Origin of the sequence: Bradyrhizobium sp. 159 (assembly GCF_023073795.1) — a bacterium.
GTDB lineage: Bacteria > Pseudomonadota > Alphaproteobacteria > Rhizobiales > Xanthobacteraceae > Bradyrhizobium.
Map to the genome: position 1 here is coordinate 1 of NZ_JADPKE010000047.1, position 2458 is coordinate 2458.

3 protein-coding genes are annotated in these 2458 nt (G+C 58.5%); 1 reads left to right on the forward strand and 2 read right to left on the reverse strand.

What is annotated here, in order from left to right; all coding sequences use genetic code 11:
* The first annotated feature begins 409 nt into the window (after positions 1-409).
* A complete protein-coding gene (locus IVA96_RS11705) occupies positions 410-634 on the forward strand; it encodes a hypothetical protein (protein WP_247333692.1) in 225 nt (74 codons plus the stop codon).
* A gap of 698 nt (positions 635-1332) precedes the next feature.
* Here IVA96_RS11705 and IVA96_RS11710 read toward each other — a convergent pair.
* Together IVA96_RS11710 and IVA96_RS11715 are read right to left on the reverse strand one after the other, a co-directional pair.
* On the reverse strand, positions 1333-1770 hold the full coding sequence (locus tag IVA96_RS11710; protein WP_247417250.1) for a C13 family peptidase: 438 nt from the start codon (positions 1768-1770) through the stop codon (positions 1333-1335).
* Positions 1730-2080 (reverse strand): hypothetical protein, encoded by a 351-nt coding sequence (locus IVA96_RS11715; protein ID WP_247417252.1) that lies wholly within the window; start codon positions 2078-2080, stop codon positions 1730-1732. Before IVA96_RS11715 ends, IVA96_RS11710 begins: the two co-directional genes overlap by 41 nt.
* Positions 2081-2458 lie beyond the last annotated feature (378 nt).

Sequence of the window (2458 nt, forward strand, 5' to 3'; positions counted from 1 at the left end):
CCCGACGCTCGCATAGGGTCAGTAAGAGCAGTTCCGGCCAAGTCGCGACGGAGCTATTACAACGAAATACTGCCGGCCTTTTTCAACGGAATCGGCCCGTAGCTGCCCTCGCCCAACCATCCAACGACCGTCTGCTTTCAGGTGGAGAGCGGATGAGGGCCGTGAAGTCTCTTCGCTTCAGCATGTGACCCCAAACCCGAAGTCGGCCCTTGGGGAGTGGTGCGCTTGCGGAGGCGAAGATCGGTAACCTCGAGATAAACGATCTCTGAACTGCCCGTTCGGCCGGCGTTCATATCATCCCTTTAGGATCTCCACACAGTAGTGAACCCCAGCCGTAGTTTGCAGCCGTGGAACCGAATCACGCGCTCGATAATTTGCGCAGGGACATACTCACAATGGAGGAGACACAATGAAGAAGCTTCTCATTTCGGCTGCTGCCGCTGCAATCATGACCGGCGCTGCCTACGCCCAGACGGAATTTTATGTAGTGCAAGACACCTCCACGAAGAAATGCACGATCATGGACAAGAAGCCGACCACCACAACCGCCGTCATTGTTGGCGACGGCAAGGTGTTCAAGACACGCACTGAAGCTGAGACCGGGATGAAGACCATCAAGGTCTGCGCGCACTAAGGGAGCGGTGGCGAGAAGCGATGACTCCCACTCCGTCCGCTCCCATCGACAAGAGAGTGGCCGCCGAAGTGGCCCTCCTCTATTCACCGGAACATACCAACTGGAGGATCAGCCATGTTGAAAGGAATGCGCAAGTATGCATTCAGCGCCGCAGCGGCAACTGCGCTTTTTGTAATCCCGATCTCGGCCTTTTCCCAATCCTTTGAGATTGGACCGGGAGGCGTCCGAGGGTACGACCGTCGAGGCGGCGGGCAATGCGAGCAATTGCGGCTTGCCTGCGAAAACAAGGACGCGCTAGGGGAACGGGGCGAAGGAAATTGCCGCAGGTACCGGGAGACCTGCCAAAGACCAGTACGCAGGGATGTGTGCGCCGAATTGAGACAGGCCTGCCTCTACAAGAACGAGCTGGGCGAACAAGGCGCAGGAAATTGCCGCAGGTACCGCGAGACTTGTCGGGGGCGCCTGTAAAGGTCTCGCCAATTTTCAGGGTGGCGGAGTGGTCCGGCATCGCTTGGCACTGCCCCGCGCACTCGTCATCGCGAAGGCCGCCTCAGTTGGCGGCCTCGTTCATATCAGGCCACCCGCGCCATGTCGCCTACTGGCCCGAATGCGAAGTCTAAGCGCCAACTGCTTGTCGGGGTTGACCGGAAACGGCGATGCGCCCGCGAGCAATAGCCTTTGCGCTCGCGGCCGGTTGTTCAAGGACGTCCGACAAGCAATGGCAGCACGTCTGCACCGCCCGCCATGAGCGGATTCGACGGCTCGAAATGTTCCCGCAATTCTCGCTTCCGGACGAGTGAGCGCGCATCGAGAAACGCATCCTTCAGGCTGACGGCTTTCCGGAGCGCGACGTTGAAAAAAGCGTCGCCAAAATAGGTCCACTTGGCCTTGTCCTGGCAGCCGAACGACGAATGCTTGTCATCGGCCGCGGTGATGACCAGCACATCGGGAGTCGCCAGGCGCGGGATAAAAACCCCGGAATAACAAGCCGAGATCACCACCACCTTGTGTCGCACACCTGTCTTCGCGAGCATGTCGCGGAGATGAGATGGTGTGAGCGTTTGTGTGAGCCGCCCCGCCTTGATTGCAAGGCCATCAGGAGAGCCATGCGAGGTGAGAATCAAAAAAAAGAACATCTTTCTCGGCATCCAAGCGGTTGGCTGCCGTCTGCAACGACTTGGCCAGAGCTTCGATCGTTGCATTTCCCCCTTTCTTGGAATTGTACTCCACGTTGATCGGTCCCGTCTCGAAACGGCCGGCCACGACCTGAGCCGCGCCGGTCGCCTCGGATCTAAACACGCCTTGATCCCCGTACAGGCCAAAGGACACCACGCCAACCTTTCCAGCGTCCGCAATCGCATGTACCGGAGGAACCAACGACCAGATGGTCAGAAAAAAAACGACGAGCGGCGCGCCGAGCCGCCTGATCGAGGACCTGGAGGTCATCGCGAACCTCGTTTCGAGATCGCCGCTACAGAACTGCGGCTCAACACAAAATAGCGGAAATCCAGTGAATTTCCATCCTTCGGAATGGCACGTGCAAGGGTCCGGATACGGCCCATTGCATCCTTTGACGCGGTGTAGCTAGGAGTCCGTTCACAGGGACAGGCCGGGAGTTCGCGTCCGAGGGCCGGATCGTGGGTCGACCGCAAACTGCCCAGTTCAACAGCTAATTATCATTGCCAACGAAACCTGAGCCCCACGATGAGCCCTCGACGGATGGATGAAGGCTTTTACGGTCCCATCCTCGCCGAAGCGGGATGTCCGGGCACCTGGAAGCGCTTGCCTGTGTCCGTGATGTTACTGCCATCGACCTTCAGAATC

Coding starts and splice junctions, on each gene's coding strand:
- IVA96_RS11710 (WP_247417250.1), bottom strand. CDS start 1,770: ATGTTCTTTTTTTTGATTCTCACCTCGCATGGCTCTCCTGATGGCCTT.
- IVA96_RS11705 (WP_247333692.1), top strand. CDS start 410: ATGAAGAAGCTTCTCATTTCGGCTGCTGCCGCTGCAATCATGACCGGC.
- IVA96_RS11715 (WP_247417252.1), bottom strand. CDS start 2,080: ATGACCTCCAGGTCCTCGATCAGGCGGCTCGGCGCGCCGCTCGTCGTT.